This window comes from Vibrio sp. 2017_1457_13 (genome assembly GCF_030851525.1).
GTDB lineage: Bacteria > Pseudomonadota > Gammaproteobacteria > Enterobacterales > Vibrionaceae > Vibrio > Vibrio metschnikovii.
The window spans coordinates 276,310-294,562 of sequence record NZ_VHTA01000004.1 but is presented as its reverse complement, the minus strand read 5'-3'; the positions used below and the strand labels follow the sequence as shown (position 1 = coordinate 294,562).

Sequence of the window (18,253 nt, the reverse complement as noted above, 5' to 3'; positions counted from 1 at the left end):
TGACATGGCACTCGATGAATCTATTGATTTTAAGTAACTTTTCTATTGCTATAAAATAATCAATGTTAATACATAAGGTTACAAAAAAAACCGCCTTAAATAGCTTGAACAGGATTTGTTAAAGATTTGAGTTAGCTCTCAAAATCACACTATTCCGTAACTAATCGCAAACGTTTGCCATTGATTGAATTGGTTTTTATCAAGGAAAAAACGAAAAAAGGAGAGTTTAGTTCAATCAATGAAACGAAGTTCAAATAAAAAGCCCCTAGGGATAAACCTAGGGGCTAAAGCATGAAGAGTAGAGGTTAACGAAAAACTCGTTTAGGGATACATGCCTTTACCAAATAAATTAAAGACTCGCGCTACACCTTGGGTGAAGATCATCGGTTCAGTGAGAATGGCTAAACATAAGCAATCTTGACCTGCATCGGTTTGTGGTGCATGACAAATAGAAGCATCACGTTGGATAAAATCCCCCACCTCGTAATGGCCTTCTTCATCGCTAAATCCACCATGTAAAACCAAGGTAGATTCGATGCCCTTGTGGGTGTGTTGTGGCACACTCACTGCCTGATTAATGTACATTAAACTCATGCGCACTTTATCTTCACTATGTAAAGGAAGTGAATAAACCTTACCACCAAAATTGCGCCATTTAGTCTCGGCTGGGATCAAACGTCGCAGAGCAGCAGGAATCGCAATCGATTTACCATTAACCTCAATGGTCACCGGTAAAGATTCTGAGACCGATACTGGCGCACTTGGCACTGGGGTCGTAATAATCTCTGCCAGCATACCAGTCCAATCATCGGTCGATAACTCTTGCTCTAGCGCAGCCAGTTGCTCGCCTTGTTGCTCTTCAAATTGTTTAACCACTTGACGACAGTGAGCACACAACTCAAGATGAGTCGCCAGAGCGATTCCATGACAAGCATCAACATTGCCTTTGGCATACGCTTCAAGTAATGATAATTCTGGATGATAACTCATAACGGCTCCGCATCGATCGAGGTTCTTAGTTTTTCTACAGCTAACCGTAGACGTGATTTGACGGTCCCAAGAGGAATATCAAACATTTCCGCGACTTGTTGGTGCGGTAAATCTTCTAAATACACAGCTCTTACGACTTTTTGCTGTGATTCTGGTAGTAAATCAAGAAACTTAACCACTTGCTCTTTCAGTCTTTCATGCTCTGGAGAATAGTGGTCGATTAAATCTGGCGGACAGTAATCGGTTGGCCAAATATCATCAGCAAGCACGTGCAACTCCCTTCCCTTTTGCTTGCGCATTAAGTCGTAGCAGAGGTTACGTGCAATCGTGTAGACCCATGTTGACAGAGAGCTTTTCTGACTATCGAACAAATGCGATTTTTGCCATAACGCCGCCATCGTTTCTTGAACAATTTCCATCGCAACCTGCTCATTACCTAACTGCTTAATCACAAACTGTTTAAGACGGGGAGAAAAAAAGTGGAACACGACACCAAAAGCGGCTTTATCCTGTTGCTGCACTTTTTCCATACAATCAGCCCAATCATCACGGGTAAAGGTTTGTGGATTTTGACTCGTCATAGGATACCTGTCCTTGCAAAACCTCGGCTTGAGATTTCTCCCCAATCACTCATATTACGTAAGTAAAGTCATCGTGGATCACTGACTGAGTAATGATGGAGATTTCAATACCTAGAGAAAGATTCATTATATACCCAAATGGCTGAGACAGGCAGAGTAGACTCGTGTTTGTCCTATGCGACTCTTATCCCTAAAAAGTTAAACGTGATTATTAAATCATCCACACAATAAAAGAAAGCGATAGCTTTGCACTATCCCTGACCAGAACAATCATCATAGATTTCAATCGTCTGTGTAAGAAAAGACAATGCCGGATAACAGCTCTCATGATCGACCAAGCCCTCCCACTGAGCTTTTGATAAGGGGAGAATCTCCAACCAACGCTGAGCGACCCAACTCGCATCATCAAAAAAACGATGTGAATACAGTTGCCCCACTTGCGGAAACTGTTGGTAAATTTGCTGTAACTGCTCACTCAATAATAAGTGGTGGTCAGACAAAGGTGTGGTGGGCCAGTTAGTTAACCAACGGACGGTAGCTTTGCGTAACCCATCCGATTCACTGCGTACTTGTTCAATAAAAAAACGTTTAATGCCAACAACGGTGACCCCTAATAAACCATCGTCTACGGTTTCAAAATCAACAATCTTAACCCAAGTACCGAGGTACGAAAGCTGGTGACGTTTGTCTGCAGATTTATTATCCAATAAACAGACACCAAATCCGCTATTGGCTTTGCTGCATTCCGCAATCATTCGTTTGTATCTAGGTTCAAAAATGCGTAACTTCATTTTACCTTCCGGCAATACAACCGAACTCAATGGAAAAAGCATAATTTCTTGCATTATTCCTCCCTCTATTTTTACTGATGCTTCTCCTGTTTACGAAATAGACAGTTAATGGATCACTTACCGACTTTGTTGCTTTTGTGAGTGGTTTAATCCTTCCGATAATAACAAGCCAAGTTCGCATTAATAATGCAAAAAAAATGAAAAAACACATTCTGGTTAATAAAAAAAAACAAAATAGTGTGACAGAAGTCAACATAACTGAGTTTTTCGCACTTTATTTCACTTTTAATTAAGAGATATATCGCTATTATGCCCAGCAATTAGCAAGGACAACATTCAGCCTTGTAAGTTCACTCAACAAAGAGAGTTCCCCTATGCGTAAATCACTTTTAGCTCTTGGCCTCATGGCTGCTACTTCTGCTCCTGTTATTGCTGCTGACTATTCTGACGGAGATATTCATAAAAACGATTATAAATGGATGCAGTTTAACTTGATGGGGGCATTCGACGAACTGCCAGGCAAATCAAGCCACGATTACTTAGAGATGGAATTTGGTGGTCGCTCAGGTATTTTTGACCTGTATGGTTATGTCGACGTATTCAATCTTGCTAGTAAATCAAACAGCGATAAAGCTGGCGCTCCAAAAATCTTTATGAAATTTGCGCCACGTATGTCTCTCGATGGATTAGCGGGTAAAGATCTCTCTTTTGGCCCAGTACAAGAGCTTTACATTGCTTCTCTATTTGAATGGGATGGAACTGATTACAAAACTAATCAATACTCTGTAAATAACCAAAAAATCGGTCTTGGTTCTGATGTGATGGTGCCATGGCTAGGTAAAGTTGGCGTTAACCTTTATGCAACTTATCAAGGTAATCAAAAAGATTGGAACGGTTTCCAAATTTCAACTAACTGGTTTAAACCTTTCTACTTTTTTGAAAATGGCTCATTTGTCTCTTACCAAGGTTACATTGATTACCAATTTGGCATGAAAGAGGAATATTCATCTTCAAGCAATGGTGGAGCAATGTTTAACGGTATTTACTGGCATTCCGATCGCTTCGCGGTTGGTTATGGTTTGAAAGGCTATAAAGATGTTTACGGTCTAAAAGACGGTGGAAACGCAGGAAAAACCACTGGCTTTGGCCACTACGTAGCCGTGACCTACAAATTCTAATCGTTTTTTATTCAATATCGTATATAGGGAGAAGCATTAGCTTCTCCCTTTTTTCATTGAGTCGTACTGATTTTTTTGACGGTATCGAGCAAAAAATAAAAAGCGGTCCTTCATCTAAAGAACCGCTTTAATAATCACAAATGTTTGCTTAACCAAGATAACGATTAATTAACTCGATTCAACGTCACGACTGGGTAATCCAACGCTTCCAATACAGGTTGTTGTTCTGCGATATACTTAACCACAGCACGCGCATCAGTATTACACACGACATTATCCGCCTTACAATTGAGTTCATGGCCTTGATAGCGTACTTGATAACGCCCAGCGGCTTCTTCAATGTGACTGACTGGGAAAGCGGTCAAATTACCATCGACATAAGCAAAATCGACTCGACCAGATTGCTCTTTTTGTGCTTCAAATAATGGTGTCCAACCATCATTACCGGTCGCGTTGTAGCTATTCATCGCCACATTGTAGATTTTATTATCCTCTAATGGGCTCCAGATTGGCTCATTCAATGTACCGGTATTAACTTCAATTAAACTGAGAGTCCCTGCTTGGTGTTGAACGGTTTCATCAAACACATAACGCAAGTTACCCCCATACGGGAATTTCCCTGCATGAGCGGTAGGCGGCAACGTTTCACTGACGGTTTTCGCGATCAACGCTTTAATTACCGAACCTTTCACTGGCACAATCGACATAAAGTTAGCAAAAGGCAACATTTCTAACGTCACGTCCCCTTCACGGTATTCCCCTTCAGCAATATTGGTGCGAATGCCACCGGCTCCGGTCAGTGCAAAGTCGGCTTTCATTCCTGTCAATCGCACGACTTCATCGCTCGCCGCCCAATAATATTGTCCCAATGCGACAATCGGTGCGACTCGCGAGCCGTGTTGATCAGAGTTATTATCGCCTGGTCGACGAGCATGGCGAATTTCCTGTGGCACATTGGCGATCACATCACCATACGCTTTCTCAACCGCAGGCTTGTATTGTCTATCGATATGAGCACGCAATGCGGCTTCTTCGGCGGCTACTGCAATGTTACGCTGACGCTCAATAAAACGGAGGGCTTTACTGCGTTCATCGTCGCTAAAGGCACTCTCTTGCTGACGATTAGCTTGATGATAAAACTCGTCGTTGGTCAGCAAAGTATTATGGCCAGCACACGAAATCAGTTCGCCGTCACTATCAAACGCGACCGTCGTTTTACCAATCGCTTGCGCAAACTCTCCGGCTTGAACGACACAAGTTTTACTGGTGCCATTCGGGTTAGTGACTAACTGAGCATAAATACCGTTATTGCCCAAACCTAGATTGGTAAAATCACCCAACAGTGAGTGAGAGTGACCACCAACAATCAAATCAATCCCATTCACTTTACTGGCAATGTCTAAATCAATCGCATTACCGACGTGGGTGACGGCAATGATGTTCTTAATACCCAGTGCTTGCAGTTCATCAACGGTCGCTTGCGCAGATTTAACCATATCAAAAAATTGAACGTCTCCAGTATTCGGAGCAATATTAGGCATATCATCCAATGCTAATCCGAAAACCCCTACCAACGGCTTATCGGTTGGTAATTGGCTCATATCATCAAAACGCTGTTTCGTATAACCATCGAACGCGTACACGACATAAGGTTTTAGATTGGTTTGATCTTTTAAATCTTTATCTAAACTAGTATCAATATTGGCAGCAAGAACGGGAAAGTTGATCCGATCTAAAAATGCATTCAGTTTTTGGTTATTTAAATCAAATTCATGGTTACCTAGCGCCATAGCGTCGATACCCATTCGGCTCAGAATATCCGCATTCATCAGCCCTTCATTCAATTTAAAGTACGCGCTACCCTGCCACGCATCACCGCCATGTAAAAACAGCATGCTTTGATTGTTTTTTTCAGCTTGTTCACGGTAGGTATTGGCTTTGGATAAAATGCGTGGATGGCCGCCAAATTCGTTGTACACACGCTGTTGATTGATATAAAAGCTTGAACGAACCGCATCAAAACTGGAGTGGGTATCATTAATATGGGCAATAGTCAGTTCAAAGGCCGCTTGTTCGGCACTCTCTTTATCTGTTTGACTGCATCCTAATAACGCCAGAGTGATAGTACTGGCGAGTATGGCATATTTAAATTGCATAAACTTATTTCCTTATTTCGCTTAAAGTCACAGAGCCGCTGTAATTTACCGGAAAAAACATTAAAATTCCGTGATATCGCAGGGATTATTTAGTTCAGCCATTCTATTCAAGGTTTGAATAAATGATTAATTGGTCCACTAGCGCTGCTTGCCGATTCGTTTTTTATCGCCATCATCGGCTACTATAAGCAAACAAGCATCATCCGCCCTAACTACAGGTAAACTTGATGAATATCGTCATACTAGGTCCCGGCTCAATAGGACGTTTATGGGCTTATCAATTACATAAAGCTGGCCATCAAGTCGCCTTATGGGGAACCCAGCCAGCGGGAGAGCGTTGCCTTATTCTGGATGATCTGCCGCCGATCACTCTCGCTTATAATCAACCAGCGACTCTTGAACAGGCTGACTTACTGCTCGTTTGTGTTAAAGCGTGGCAAGTAGAAACCGCCTTGCTTCCTTTGCTCGATAAGCTTGCTCCACAAACTATATTACTGTTTATTCATAATGGGATGGGGGCACTCGACACACTCACAGAGCCGCTCTCTGATCACCCACTATTGATGGCAACCACCACTCATGGGGCGTTAAAACAGGGCGCACATCATGTTATGCATACCGGACAAGGCACCACCCAATTAGGCGCCGTCAACGCTCAAGGCGAGCGCTGTGATTTTTTGGTTGATGTCCTCAACCATGCTTTACCGCACGTTTTATGGACAGACAATATTCGCTATGCCTTATGGCACAAGCTAGCAATTAACTGCGCGATTAATCCACTCACAGCAATCGAGAACTGTCGCAATGGGCAGTTAGCGGACGCTAACTATCGACCATTACTCAATCAGTTAATTAATGAACTGGTGAGCGTTATGCGAGCCGAACAAGTGCCAATCGAACTACAACAACTCACCGAATCTATTGATCGAGTTATTGAGGCAACAAGTCAAAATTACTCATCAATGCAACAAGATGTTGCCCATCAAAGGCCAACCGAGATAGACTTTATTACTGGTTATGTCATAAAAAAAGCGGCTCAACACAGTTTAGCCGTACCAGTCAACCAGAGCCTTTATCAACATATTCATTCACTACAACAACGTTGGATACCTTAATGACCAAACGTATATTAGTTCCTATCGCTCCCGGAACCGAAGAAATGGAAGCAATAACGATTATTGATATTTTGGTTCGAGCCAACTATGAAGTGGTCGTTGCCAGTGCCGATTTTTCTGGCCAACTGACAATGAAAGCCTCACGCGGCGTGACCTTAACCGCTGATTGTAAGTTAGTGGATGTTGCGGATGAAGAATTTGCAGCGGTGGTATTACCGGGCGGCCTTGGCGGAGCGGAGGTATTTCGCGACAGCACCTTACTGGTGGAAATCGTCAAACAGCAGAAATACGATGGCCGTTTAGTCGCGGCGATTTGTGCAACCCCTGCCGTGATGTTAGAACATCACCAACTCTATCCAAAGGCGATCATGACTTGTCATCCCAGCTTACAAGAACGTATCCCAGAGCAACGCTGGCGCAATCGTCGTGTCACCTTTGATGTTAATCACAATCTCTTAACCAGCCAAGGGCCAGGCACAGCACTGGAGTTTGCGATTGAAATTATTGCTCAACTTTCAGGCAAACAACGAGCTAAAGAAGTTGCGCTCCCCCTGATCCCACTGCCGCAATTGCATTATGATAAACAGGAAGAAGCATAGCCTTAGGCAATTTCTGTGCGTATTTTCTCGACAATCGCTTTCAGGCCATTACCACGAGAAGGGCTGAGATGGTCAAGTAATCCCAAATCGGAAAAATACGCATCCATATCAAAAGCCACTATCTGCTCACCAGTTTTGGCGTTTAATGCGGCTAAAACCACAGCAATCAAGCCACGTACGATACGCGCATCGGAATCGGCGAAAAATAACCAGCCATCCTGTTCATCTTGCTCGCTGACTAACCAGACCTGACTTTCACATCCTGCGACAACGGCTTGATCACTTTTTAAGCTCTCCTCCATAACAGGCAATTGCTTACCCCAGAGGATCAGCTGCCGATAGCGCGCTTCCCAACCTTGTAATGACCGCATAGTGGCAAGAATGTGCGCATCAGTAATAGTGAGACCAAACGGATGGTTAGGCAAACTGGACATCAATAATATCTCCGCAACGAATGATGAGTTAAAGGTCTCGACACTGCAGCAACTGACTCAATTGCTGCAGATATTTACGCTGAATGTTTCTGGATAAGTTTATCAATGATCCGGGCAACCGCGACAAAACCAAAGGTTGCGGTGACCACAGTTGCAGCGCCAAATCCAGTAGCACAATCCATACGCTTAGGCCCTTCCGCGCTTGATTTAGCGGCGCACACCGTACCATCGGCTTGAGGATATTTAAGTTGCTCGGTAGAAAAAACACACTCAATGGCAAATTTACGTGCTGGATTAGTTGGAAAATGATGATCACGACGCAAGCGATCTTTCAGCTTTTTCGCTAAAGGATCTTGAATGGTTTTCGTTAAATCAGCGACTTTAATCTGGGTCGGATCGGTCTGACCTCCAGCACCACCAATAGTAATCACTTTGATTTTATTACGGCGACAATAAGCCAACAGAGAGGCTTTAGCGGATAAACTATCAATCGCATCTAAGACATAGTCCATCTGGTTATTAAGGTACTGAGCTTGATTGTCCGAGTCGATGAAGTCATCAATCAAATTGACCTTACAGTCAGGGTTGATCAATGTCACTCGTTCAGCCATGACATCTATTTTGCTTTTGCCTATCGTGCCCGTCATTGCATGGATTTGACGATTAATATTGGTCACACAAACATCATCCATATCGATCAATGTCAGCTCGCCGATACCAGAGCGAGCCAGAGCTTCCACAGCCCATGAACCAACACCACCAATCCCAATTACGCACACATGAGCGGCACGGAGGATCTCCACTTGTCTATCACCGTACAAGCGGCGAGTTCCGCCAAAACGCTGATTGTAATTGTCTGAGGCAGGCGTATCGAGTTCACGCATAACAAGCATCCACACTGTATAAAAGAGGCAAAAAGAAAGAGTGCGATTTATACGCACTCTTGATAAAAAAGTCTAGGCTGTGTCGTGTTATTGTCGTTTTTCAGGTGGCAAAGCCCAAGGCGCTTGTGTCGCTGAGTTCTCTAACCCCAGCTTCCATACCCGGCCAAAGTGCTTGTAATGCCCCGCTTCAATACCAGCGCGATACCCCATGCCATGATACAAATCGAGGTGATTTTGTTTCACAGCGCCGCCAGTATCAAGCACGATCAATAAACGCAATTGATGCACCCCTGACCAGCTTCCATCGGCATTCAATAAAGGAACTTCAGCTAAAATAGGCGTGCCCATCGGTAAAATAGTGCGATCCCCTGCTACCGCAGCCATCGGTAATAGAGGGATACCCGCGCTACCCGTGACAGGTGCGGCAGCACTGGGGCGGAAAAAAACATAAGAAGGATTTTGCTCTAATAACTCGCGTACCGTCGGCTCATCATTCGCCAGAACCCACTCTTTAATCGCTTTTAACGACATATTGGCGCGCTCAACCAAACCTCGTTCAATTAAAATACGGCCAATACTGACATAGGCTTTATTATTTTTACCGGCATAAGCAAAGTATTCGAGCGTGTCATCATCTTCAAAATGAACAAAACCGCTGCCTTGCACTTCCATAATAAACGGATCAATCAAGTTGGCGGCATAACCAATTTCTAAGCCTTGCCCAGCGAGTGCACCAGCGTAGATTTCTGCTCGGGTTGGACAGTTATCGCTACAATCCGGTAGAGCGTACACCGGATAACGATAGACTTCATCGGCGGTATGGCGCAGTTCCATTACTGGTGAAAAATAGCCCGTAAAAAGAACATTACCTCGTTTATCGCCTCCGCCCATTTGCGCGGTTTGCACACCAAATTGCGCCAGATCAGCGGGATCGCCGCTTTGCATCGCCCACTCATTAAGCTTTTCATACAAAGGTTGATAGATCGCCGCCATAGAAGGAGAATTAATCACCACTTGCTCACTTTGTGCGGCAAACTTAGAAAAATCACGCGGGGTATTGGAATGGAGCTGCTCAACCTGATTTAAGATATGAGGAAATTGATCATCAGTATATTGTTGCGCGCGGTCGGTCGGCTGAGCACAGCCAAACAGAAGCGCTAACGTAGCACAAGAAAATAATCGTTTTATCACTGGGAGTTATCCATGTTGGGTTTCATCAAAAAGCATGACAAACTCCACAGTGAAGCGCAATGGCTGAATTGTTAACGAAGTTTTTTTTGATGCTTTCCTGACAATTGAAATGTCGGGTTATAATGCGCTTTGGAGACTAGCCGCATTTCTGTGTATTCATCATTGAGCATCCGATATTCCATCTTTTGATCGCCGATATAAAAACTCAAATGCCGCCCGTTAAAGTCATAATGGGTTGTCACCATACGTCCATCAATCATAATCGCATCCGCTTGGACATAAATTCTTTGCGCGGCATACGGCGCGACATTCTGCTCTATCCACAATCCATAAATATCACTTTTTGATGGTGAAAAAGAGTCTGCTAGGCGATTAAACACTTGGCTATACAGCAAAATAACCACCGAGACGCCCAGTACTACCGCGAGGATTAAGATTCGCTCTAACCATTTTTTATTACGGGTTGAATTCGTGTTCACTTTCTTATTCTCTCATCATCAATGAGTGATTCCAAACCTAACCAATAAGAGTCTCTCGTTCATCACTTCCCTTGGAGATGTTAGCGTAGAACTACGTAACGACACCCCAAGAGATGGCTAAATCTTTTTATTGACTAAACCCATAACAAATAATCTCCCTATTATCGATAAAACCGCTTGTTAATAGGTGAATAAAAAGTCATTATTTAGACATATTTAAACACTTCGGTATGATAAAGTGAAAATTCGTAGCACAGCCTTAGTCAAAGGATTTAGACAATCCGCGCCTTATGTTAACGCTCATCGCGGTAAAACCATGGTGGTCATGATTGGCGGCGAGGCAATAGCAGATAAAAACTTCGCTAATATTATTAGCGATTTAGCCTTACTGCATAGCCTTGGCGTTAAAATAGTATTGGTTCACGGTGCTCGTCCACAAATCAATCAAATTTTGCAGACTCACCAACGAACCACCCCCTACCATAAAGGTATTCGCGTGACTGACGAAGAAGCGTTAAGGTTGGTTATGCAAGCCGCTGGACAATTACAACTAGCGATTACTGCTCAATTATCCATGAGTCTCAACAATACGCCAATGGCTGGCACCCAACTTAACGTCGTAAGTGGTAATTTTGTTATCTCTCAACCATTAGGTATAGACGATGGTGTTGACTATTGCCACAGCGGTCGTATTCGTCGCATCGATATTGACAGTATTAATCGTACCCTTGAGCATGGATCGATTGTGTTACTGGGGCCTATCGCCAGCTCAGTCACTGGCGAATGTTTTAATCTGTTATCCGAAGAGGTCGCGACTCAAGTCGCGATTCGCCTTAAAGCCGATAAGTTAATCGGTTTTTGCTCTGAACAAGGCATTATTGATGAGCAGGGCAATGCGATTGCCGAGCTGTTACCCAATGAAGTCGAACACATTGTCGAGCGTTTAGAGTCATGTCCTGTTGCAAAAAGTGAGGACCCAACAGGGACCTTACGTTTTCTGCGCGCGGCGATTGCCGCTTGTCGAGCTGGCGTACCACGCAGCCATTTGATCAGCTACAAAGACGATGGCGCACTGATTCAAGAATTGTTCTCTTTTGATGGCATTGGAACTCAAGTAGTGATGGCGAGTGCCGAACAAGTCCGTCAGGCGAGCATTGATGATATTGGTGGTATTTTTGATTTGATTCGTCCATTGGAAGAGCAAGGCATTCTCGTGCGCCGCTCTCGCGAACAACTCGAACAAGAAGTTCATAAATTTACCATTATTGAAAAAGATCGCTTACTGATCGGCTGCGCCGCTCTTTACCCCTATCCTGATGAAAAAATGGCAGAAATGGCTTGTGTGGCTATTCACCCTGAATACCGTGATGGCAATCGAGGGTTACTGTTACTCAACCATATGAAACATCAAGCAAAACAAATGGGTATTCAACGTTTATTTGTATTAACTACCCACAGCTTACATTGGTTTAGAGAACAAGGCTTTATTGAGGTCGGGGTCGAATCCCTCCCAGTGGCTAAACAAAGTTTATATAACTACCAACGTCGCTCAAAGATTTTAGTCTTGCGTTTATAGTCCAAGAATAGCCAAGGTACGGCGCGCCCCAAAAAATAGCAACGAACTGCATATTCATTGCACAGTAAATGAACGCTTTATTTCTGTGTAGATTATGGGTAGAATCCGCCTCCTGATGAGATCTGTACAATTAATATACAGATCTCGTCCATACCCTCAATGCTTCAGGAAACCAATGCTTGAGGGTACGACCTAACCATCGGTATGCAAGGATTGCTTTTACGACCACACGTACTTAAGAGCAACAATTGATGAAAACTGTTATTTGTAACTCATTACAAAGCTTTTGGGATATGGCCGATAACCAGTTCCTTGAAGGTCACGCGGTACACTGCGTATTTCCAACCAGCGACCAACTTCGTGCTTTTATCCTGAGCTCTCAAAGCCGCTATAAAATCAAAAACATTACCTTTACTCATGCCTTTTAGCGCGTTCGGCTTACCCTTTATGATGCAGATTGTGGACGGTAAGCCTAGGGTCTATTGACCTTTCGCGATAACGGATTAAGAGACGGTTAATTTAGCCACTAAACCACTGGCACGCTCCGTTTTTAACTGAACCGCGCGTTTCATGATCGGTAAATCACTCAAGAGAATTAATCGTTTTTTCGCACGAGTTACTCCAGTGTAGATCAACTCGCGAGTTAATATCGGACTAAAATCAGGCGGTAAAATCAGTAACGTTAGGTCAAATTCACTGCCCTGGGATTTATGTATGGTCATGGCATAGGCGGTTTCATGTTCAGGGACGCGGCTCGGTAAAATCGCCTTTACACTGCCATCCGGTAATTCAAAATAGACCTTCAAACGGGGTTCGTCTTCACTCCTGTCTAATATGCATAAACCAATATCGCCATTGTATAAACCTAAGCTGTGATCATTACGAGTGACCATCACGGGTCGGCCGTGATACCAAAGCTCATCTTGCAGATCAATCAAGCGACGCGCCGCGAGTGCTCGCTCGATGCGTTGATTTAAGCCATTCACCCCAAAATCCCCTTCACGGACTGCGCACAAAACACGACACTGATTGAAACAATCCAGCGCCGCTTTCGCTTGTTGGGCCTGCGTTTCTGACGCAGCGCTAGAGGGATCAATCATAACGCGCTCAAGACGACGTAAATAGTGACCATACTCTTCAACCACTGTTTGCAACATCTGATTATACTGGTCGCTGGTGAGTGGATGATGAGTAATGTCGCCATAATTCCGTTTTAATACCTCATCGACCGCGCTCGATTGGCCACGATTGATCGCTTTAGCCAACTGACCAATACCAGAGCGTACATCAAAGCGATAGCTTTTTTGCAACATGCATAAGCTGTCAGCGATAGGGTTGACGTTCGCTTGCGAATGTCCGGTGAACCCTTGATAGCCGGTTAATGCCGACAGTTGTTCACTTTGCGAACGACTGTATCCTAAGGCCAAAAACGAACAGATATCCCCCAACACCGCCCCTGCTTCCACAGACGCTAATTGATCTTTATCGCCTAATAAAATTAAACGGGCGTGTTTAGGCAGCGCTTCGATCAGTTTCACCATCATGGGTAAGTCCACCATCGAAGCTTCATCCACCACTAAAATATCAAGATGCAGCGGGTTGCGCTGATGGTGACGAAATTCCACGCTGTGAGGGAGCGGACCGAGTAATCGATGTAACGTACTTGATTCACTAGGGATCGCGGCTTTTAGCGCCGGCTCAACCGCTAACTCAGCCACGGCTTTACCAATCGACTCTGTTAAACGTGCTGCAGCTTTGCCAGTCGGCGCAACAAGCTTAATACTAGGCATGCTACCGTTTTGCTGAGCTTGAGCGATTAACGCGGCGAGTAATTTGGTTACCGTGGTGGTTTTTCCCGTCCCCGGCCCTCCGGATATCACCGCAAAACGACGCGTAAGCGCCACCGCGGCCGCCACTTTCTGCCAATTAATACAAGCCTGTTGCGGGATCAGCGTATCTAAGTGGATCAGATCTTTCACGTGACGAGCTGCGCTGACTACAGAATCAATCGCACTCCAATCCAATTCTTGCGGACTCACCACATCCAGAAAGTCACACACCAGCTGTTGGCGAGTTAATGGGGTCGCCGTGGCGGACTGTGCCAGCAAAGCCTCAAGCAACCGATGGTATTGACGAGCAAATAAGCCATCGAGCAATGCTTTCAGCTTTTGGACATCAGTAGGCTTTAAGCTCATTGGTGACCCAAAGCTGAGTAAACGCTGCGCTAAGGTCACTTCATAGTACCAATAACGATGCAGATAAAGACGCTGACCATCAAACATTAACGGGACCGCTTCCCCTTGCTGACCAACCAAACTCGAACGCTGCAAAACCCCAAGCCAATCGATGGCTTGCAACTGCTGATTAACCACCAGCGCCGCATCACCAAATAAACCTAACTTGGCACTGAAATCAGCCGGAGTTAAGAGTAATGATTCAGTAGCGGTTGCCTGTTCACGAAACAGTGGCAAGCAAATATGCCCTTTAGCTAACTCTGCGCTGACCAGCGCGGCAATAAAACCGAGCGCTTGGCTATCTTCATCGCCTAATTGAGACCTGCTTTTTTGAGCAATAAATCGCGCAAATTGATAATCCAGTTGGCGTAGCGCCCCCTTTTCGGCTAAGGGTTCCAGTAGTGTCATTAGTGAACCAGTCATAAATCCAACTCCATTTGTCCAGCGTTCGTCGCTCGGACATGAGTGGCTTCTCCATCCATCAATCTGTCCATCTCATCCAGCAGTTCACTACTTGGTTTATTAAAGAAAATACCGTGTTCAGACTGACCATCAATACCGCGTAAAAACAGATAATACACACCGCCAAAATGACGCTGATAATCATAATCGGCGAGACGACTACGCAAAAATCGATGCAGCGCTAATGCATAAAGCTGATATTGCAGATCATAACGATGCTCGACCATCGCCGCTCTTAAACGCTCACCATGATAAGCACCGATCTCATCTCCGAGATGATTGGATTTCCAATCCAACAAATAATATTTACCTTGATGTTCAAATACCAAATCAATAAAACCTTTGAGCATGCCTTGTACAGGATAAAACCCCAGTTCCCCAGCCTTAGCGGACAAGGGATCATAGCGTTGAATTATTCGATTTAAAGCGGGAGCGCTCAGCACTTCGACCGGTAATAAAAACTCCATTTCCACCAATCGTTGTTGGGCGGTTTTTTGATTCAAGCGTAATGCTTTTCCATCGAGCGGCGTAGCTAATACGGTATCAACTAACTGTTGTAAAACCGGTAACCACTCAAGCTCAATGTGCTCTCGTTCCATCAATTCAATGATTCGTTGCTGATTCTCATCGCTGCTGGCCGATTCGGTAAACTCAACCTCTTCAAACAAACTGTGTAAAAAGGTTCCCGGTGTCGCGCCGCGGGGAAAAGTAAAAATAGAGCGTTCTGGTTCCAGTAATAGAGCTTGATGCTGTTCATCGCCCGAATCGATATCAAAACCGGATATTTCCAAGCTCGCCTCATCATAAGCCAGCTTGCTCGAATGTTTTACCAACGCCGAGTAACTGGTCAAACGCCAATGGCGATCGATATGCCTATGCAAAGTCTGAGCTTTCAAGATCGGTTTCTCGGCCATCAACGCCGTGAAAGGTTCGCTCTGTGGTGGCGGAGGAGCGGTGACCACAATAGCATCGCTTACTTGCGCGTTAAGCGCCGAATGGAGTTCGGCAATACCCGCCTCTTGACCATTTTGCAGTAAATAACCAATCGCACTTAAGTGAACGCCTGTCGGCTCTTTAGTCGAGCGGCCATTACGCAGCGGTGCCAAGCCAATAAAACAACCATACACCGCGCGAGTCAAGGCTACGTAGATCAAGCGCAGGTCTTCAGCCAGCCGTTCTTTATCCGCTTGCTCAAGCGCTGCCGAGCTGTCAGTAATATCGAGCACGGTTTGATCGTTGACTGAATCATAATACTTACCTTCGCTGGCCTCTCGATAGCCAGCCACAAATGGCAAAAAGACTAAGTCATACTCCAATCCCTTCGATTTATGAATGGTGACGATTTGTACTAAGTTTTGTTCCGACTCTAAACGTTGAATCTGTTCATCTCGACCGCCGATCCCTTGCTCGGCATCACTGATCGACTGAGCCAACCAACGCAACAGGCCGTGATCACTCTCTATCTCTTGTCGTGCCTGCTGAAGTAGCTCACCGATGTGCATGAAATCCGTCAGTAAACGATCGCCATTCTGCTCTTCCAACCAACGTTCGGCGAGATGACGCTTACTCATCACACTGCGCAGCATCGGCAATACACCACGTTCAATCCACAGTTGTCGATAGGCTTTAAACTCATTGACTGCGTTTTCCCAAACCACTTCGTCATTGTTGAGTGCATCTAGGCTGGCAGCATCGAAAGCAAATAAGGGCGATGCTAAACAGGCGCGTAAAGTACGATCATCGTCTGGGGTTAATACCGCTTGCAATAGGCGTTGGAGATCCTGCGCGACATCACTGCTAAAAACGCTATCACGATTTGAAAGATAAACACTGGCAATCCCTTGTTCGGCGAGCGCTTGTTTGATCATCCGCCCTTCGTTACCCGTACGCACTAACACAGCAATATCGCCAGCTTGAACTATTTTTTGGCCTTTGCCCGTTTCAAAATACGCTTGATGGTGCTGCGCCGCACTCAAAATGGTTTGAATGTGACTCGCACACGCTTTAGCCATACAGGATAGATATTCATTTTTTGGAAGTGGCTTATCGGCCTCTTGCAGCCAGTAAGTTAATGCCGGTTGACTCTGCCCGTTAAGTAACCATTGTCGCTTATCCGCATTCGGGCTAGCGGCAACAGGCAAAAACGGAATGTCTTGATCATACATAAAAGGGCTAGCAGATGAGCTAAATAACTGGTTAACCGCGCTCACCATCTGCGCACTAGAGCGCCAGTTAGTGCCTAACGTGTAATGCGCACTGACCTGCTGACGAGCTTTGATGTACGTGAAAATATCCGCCCCCCGAAAACCATAAATTGCCTGTTTCGGGTCGCCAATCATCAATAAACCACACTCTGCTTTGGGGAGATAAATTCGGCTGAAAATGCTGTATTGCAGCGGATCGGTATCTTGAAACTCATCAATCATCGCCACTGGATAAAGTGTGCGAATCCGCTCAGTCAGTAAACCAAGCTGATCGTGATCAATCGCCGCCGATAACTGAGTTAACAGATCATCAAACGATAACCACTGTTTTTGCGCTTTGGCTTCAGCGAGCCGATCTCGACAATGGAGGATCGCGTGGGCCAATAATGGCGCAGCTAAACTGATCGGCGTTTGTAAAAACTGCTCAATAATCGTAAACAGAGCATGTTGGGGGGGATTGCCTTTTTTAGCTTTAGCCTCCAGCGCACTTTGAGCAAAGTCTGATAATTCACTGGGTAAATCGAACTGATGGTGAGGCTGATTTGCCCACACATTCAACAACTCTAGCCGTGTTAATAGCGCTTTTTTAGTCGCGGCATGTAAATCAGAGTCTTGAATCGATGAAGGGAGATCGCGACATGACGCCAACCATTGCTGTTTCAAATCAGCAATCCGTGATAAGCCATCGTGATAAAGTGCCGTTAAATCACCCTTCATGGCTTCAACCGATAGCGTTAGCGGAGCCCCCGTTAAATAACCACCAATTTTATCCAATAAGGCTTGTGGCGAAGGCCACAAACGACGGACTTCGGCCACCAGGTTCAATGGTAATGGATAAAACTGACGACGCCAATAATCGGCCACGACTTGCGCTTTCAACTGGCTTTCATCGGTGACAAATTCGTTACTAAATCGGCTTCCTGATTCAAAGGCATTTTGCGTCAGCATCCGCTGACAAAAACCATGAATCGTATAAACGGCGGCTTCATCCATTTGTCGTTCGGCTTGCAGTAATACTTTTGCGACCCCAGGTCGATCGGCATAATCGGCCAACAAACCTTGAATGACGGGATCATCACTAGCACCACGTAAAAAAGCGATTCGCGCCTGATGGATCCGCTGACGAATGCGATCGCGCAATTCAGCGGTTGCCGCTTCGGTAAACGTCACCACCAAAATTTGATCAACCGTCAGCGGCGTTGGATGACGAGTGTCTGCATTGCCATGGCCCAGCAGCAAACGTAAATATAAAGCCGCAATGGTAAAGGTTTTTCCAGTTCCCGCCGATGCTTCAATCAATCGCGCGCCATGCAATGGAAAAGTAAGCGGATCTAACGGTGTCACCACCGCTGGTGAAGAGATACTCATAACTCGTTAAC

General features: G+C 45.0%; 15 protein-coding genes. 5 read left to right on the top strand and 10 right to left on the bottom strand.

The window, feature by feature from the left end; translation table 11 throughout:
- Window positions 1–321: 321 nt before the first annotated feature.
- From FKN88_RS07440 to FKN88_RS07430, 3 genes are all read right to left on the bottom strand, one after another.
- Window positions 322–990, bottom strand: a complete 669-nt coding sequence (locus FKN88_RS07440) for a ChrR family anti-sigma-E factor (protein ID WP_004395878.1) — start codon at window positions 988–990, stop codon at window positions 322–324.
- Window positions 987–1,571, bottom strand: coding sequence for an RNA polymerase sigma factor (locus tag FKN88_RS07435; protein ID WP_004395879.1), 585 nt, complete (start codon window positions 1,569–1,571; stop codon window positions 987–989). Before FKN88_RS07435 ends, FKN88_RS07440 begins: the two co-directional genes overlap by 4 nt.
- A 251-nt stretch (window positions 1,572–1,822) precedes the next feature.
- Window positions 1,823–2,416: an LON peptidase substrate-binding domain-containing protein gene (locus FKN88_RS07430; RefSeq protein WP_004395880.1), complete on the bottom strand. Its 594-nt coding sequence runs from the start codon at window positions 2,414–2,416 to the stop codon at window positions 1,823–1,825.
- Between the two features lie 320 nt (window positions 2,417–2,736).
- On the opposite strand from FKN88_RS07430, the gene FKN88_RS07425 reads away from it, so the two are divergent.
- Window positions 2,737–3,540 carry an outer membrane protein OmpK gene (locus tag FKN88_RS07425; protein WP_004395881.1) on the top strand — a complete coding sequence of 268 codons (804 nt, stop codon included), beginning with the start codon at window positions 2,737–2,739 and terminating at the stop codon, window positions 3,538–3,540.
- A gap of 164 nt (window positions 3,541–3,704) precedes the next feature.
- On the opposite strand, the gene FKN88_RS07420 is transcribed toward FKN88_RS07425, so the two are convergent.
- Complete coding sequence (locus FKN88_RS07420; RefSeq protein ID WP_154169021.1) at window positions 3,705–5,696, bottom strand: bifunctional UDP-sugar hydrolase/5'-nucleotidase; 1,992 nt, start codon at window positions 5,694–5,696, stop codon at window positions 3,705–3,707.
- Between the two features lie 227 nt (window positions 5,697–5,923).
- Here FKN88_RS07420 and panE point away from each other — a divergent pair, with 227 nt between their 5' ends.
- Both panE and FKN88_RS07410 read left to right on the top strand, forming a co-directional pair.
- Window positions 5,924–6,811 (top strand): 2-dehydropantoate 2-reductase, encoded by an 888-nt coding sequence (panE, locus tag FKN88_RS07415; RefSeq protein WP_154169023.1) that lies wholly within the window; start codon window positions 5,924–5,926, stop codon window positions 6,809–6,811.
- Window positions 6,811–7,410, top strand: a complete 600-nt coding sequence (locus tag FKN88_RS07410; RefSeq protein WP_154169025.1) for a DJ-1 family glyoxalase III — start codon at window positions 6,811–6,813, stop codon at window positions 7,408–7,410. Before panE ends, FKN88_RS07410 begins: the two co-directional genes overlap by 1 nt.
- Window positions 7,411–7,412: 2 nt before the next feature.
- Here the strand turns inward: FKN88_RS07410 and csdE are convergent, their stop codons facing one another.
- From csdE to FKN88_RS07390, 4 genes are all read right to left on the bottom strand, one after another.
- Window positions 7,413–7,844: a cysteine desulfurase sulfur acceptor subunit CsdE gene (gene csdE / locus FKN88_RS07405; protein WP_154169027.1), complete on the bottom strand. Its 432-nt coding sequence runs from the start codon at window positions 7,842–7,844 to the stop codon at window positions 7,413–7,415.
- Window positions 7,845–7,918: 74 nt separating this feature from the next.
- Window positions 7,919–8,728 carry a tRNA cyclic N6-threonylcarbamoyladenosine(37) synthase TcdA gene (gene tcdA, locus FKN88_RS07400; RefSeq protein ID WP_154169029.1) on the bottom strand — a complete coding sequence of 270 codons (810 nt, stop codon included), beginning with the start codon at window positions 8,726–8,728 and terminating at the stop codon, window positions 7,919–7,921.
- An 87-nt stretch (window positions 8,729–8,815) separates the two neighbouring features.
- Window positions 8,816–9,919, bottom strand: a complete 1,104-nt coding sequence (gene mltA, locus FKN88_RS07395; protein WP_154169031.1) for a murein transglycosylase A — start codon at window positions 9,917–9,919, stop codon at window positions 8,816–8,818.
- 71 nt (window positions 9,920–9,990) lie between these two features.
- Window positions 9,991–10,398, bottom strand: a complete 408-nt coding sequence (locus FKN88_RS07390) for a DUF2850 domain-containing protein (RefSeq protein ID WP_154169033.1) — start codon at window positions 10,396–10,398, stop codon at window positions 9,991–9,993.
- Between the two features lie 238 nt (window positions 10,399–10,636).
- Between FKN88_RS07390 and argA the strand changes: the two genes are divergently transcribed.
- Both argA and FKN88_RS07380 read left to right on the top strand, forming a co-directional pair.
- Window positions 10,637–11,974 (top strand): amino-acid N-acetyltransferase, encoded by a 1,338-nt coding sequence (argA, locus tag FKN88_RS07385; RefSeq protein WP_040904660.1) that lies wholly within the window; start codon window positions 10,637–10,639, stop codon window positions 11,972–11,974.
- A 251-nt stretch (window positions 11,975–12,225) separates the two neighbouring features.
- Entirely contained in the window at window positions 12,226–12,402 is a 177-nt protein-coding gene (locus tag FKN88_RS07380) for a hypothetical protein (RefSeq protein WP_004395889.1), read from the top strand.
- Between the two features lie 75 nt (window positions 12,403–12,477).
- On the opposite strand, the gene recD is transcribed toward FKN88_RS07380, so the two are convergent.
- Both recD and recB read right to left on the bottom strand, forming a co-directional pair.
- On the bottom strand, window positions 12,478–14,631 hold the full coding sequence (recD, locus tag FKN88_RS07375) for an exodeoxyribonuclease V subunit alpha (RefSeq protein ID WP_187985507.1): 2,154 nt from the start codon (window positions 14,629–14,631) through the stop codon (window positions 12,478–12,480).
- On the bottom strand, window positions 14,628–18,242 hold the full coding sequence (gene recB / locus FKN88_RS07370; protein ID WP_306687383.1) for an exodeoxyribonuclease V subunit beta: 3,615 nt from the start codon (window positions 18,240–18,242) through the stop codon (window positions 14,628–14,630). The genes recD and recB overlap by 4 nt, the downstream gene beginning before the upstream one ends.
- Window positions 18,243–18,253 lie beyond the last annotated feature (11 nt).

Excerpts from the sequence above, each read along its gene's own strand:
- FKN88_RS07440 (WP_004395878.1), bottom strand. The coding sequence starts at position 990 with ATGAGTTATCATCCAGAATTATCATTACTTGAAGCGTATGCCAAAGGC.
- FKN88_RS07435 (WP_004395879.1), bottom strand. The coding sequence starts at position 1,571 with ATGACGAGTCAAAATCCACAAACCTTTACCCGTGATGATTGGGCTGAT.
- FKN88_RS07430 (WP_004395880.1), bottom strand. The coding sequence starts at position 2,416 with ATGCAAGAAATTATGCTTTTTCCATTGAGTTCGGTTGTATTGCCGGAA.
- FKN88_RS07425 (WP_004395881.1), top strand. The coding sequence starts at position 2,737 with ATGCGTAAATCACTTTTAGCTCTTGGCCTCATGGCTGCTACTTCTGCT.
- FKN88_RS07420 (WP_154169021.1), bottom strand. The coding sequence starts at position 5,696 with ATGCAATTTAAATATGCCATACTCGCCAGTACTATCACTCTGGCGTTA.
- panE (WP_154169023.1), top strand. The coding sequence starts at position 5,924 with ATGAATATCGTCATACTAGGTCCCGGCTCAATAGGACGTTTATGGGCT.
- FKN88_RS07410 (WP_154169025.1), top strand. The coding sequence starts at position 6,811 with ATGACCAAACGTATATTAGTTCCTATCGCTCCCGGAACCGAAGAAATG.
- csdE (WP_154169027.1), bottom strand. The coding sequence starts at position 7,844 with ATGTCCAGTTTGCCTAACCATCCGTTTGGTCTCACTATTACTGATGCG.
- tcdA (WP_154169029.1), bottom strand. The coding sequence starts at position 8,728 with ATGCGTGAACTCGATACGCCTGCCTCAGACAATTACAATCAGCGTTTT.
- FKN88_RS07380 (WP_004395889.1), top strand. The coding sequence starts at position 12,226 with ATGAAAACTGTTATTTGTAACTCATTACAAAGCTTTTGGGATATGGCC.
- recD (WP_187985507.1), bottom strand. The coding sequence starts at position 14,631 with ATGACTGGTTCACTAATGACACTACTGGAACCCTTAGCCGAAAAGGGG.
- recB (WP_306687383.1), bottom strand. The coding sequence starts at position 18,242 with ATGAGTATCTCTTCACCAGCGGTGGTGACACCGTTAGATCCGCTTACT.